Raw genomic sequence first — 518 nt, forward strand, 5'->3', positions numbered from 1 at the left:
ACAGGGTGCCACGGCGACCGGCCACGTCGGCCAGGATGGAAGCGGCAAATTCGGAAGCCTGGGCGACGATGGCGGCATCGACACGTTCGAAGTCGCGGATGAAATCGGGTTGCGTACTCATGATGATCCTTTACGGTAAGTTGACTATGCGTGATGACGCCGATGCTCAGGCGTGGGAATACATGGGCAGACCGGCCACCGGTACCTCGGCGCGCAGGATGGAACCGGTCTGGGATTCGGTAATGAACAGGCTCTTGCCATCCGGGCCACCGAAGGCCAGGTTGGTGGTGGAGATACCCGCCGTGGAACGGATGCGCAGCAAGGGTTCGGCGAACTTGGACAAGCGCCAGATGGAACCGAAACCGGTATGTGCGATGTACAGGCAGCTCTCCGCATCCAGCGCCAAGCCGTCGGGACCGGCCATGCCGCCATGCAGGTTGGCAAACACCCCGACCTTGCCGACCACACCGTTGTGATGCAGCGGAATGCGCCAGATCTGCTGGGCCCGCGTGACCGCC

The 518-nt window shown here is 62.5% G+C and carries 1 protein-coding gene; it reads right to left on the reverse strand.

Annotated elements, in window-relative coordinates; all coding sequences use genetic code 11:
- Positions 1-166: 166 nt before the first annotated feature.
- Positions 167-518, reverse strand: a 352-nt coding sequence (locus I53_RS04385; protein WP_043347090.1) for an SMP-30/gluconolactonase/LRE family protein, incomplete at its 5' end; no start/stop codon positions are given.

It is taken from the genome of Methylobacterium sp. B1, assembly GCF_000333255.1.
In the GTDB taxonomy this organism is placed as follows: domain Bacteria; phylum Pseudomonadota; class Alphaproteobacteria; order Rhizobiales; family Beijerinckiaceae; genus Methylobacterium; species Methylobacterium fujisawaense.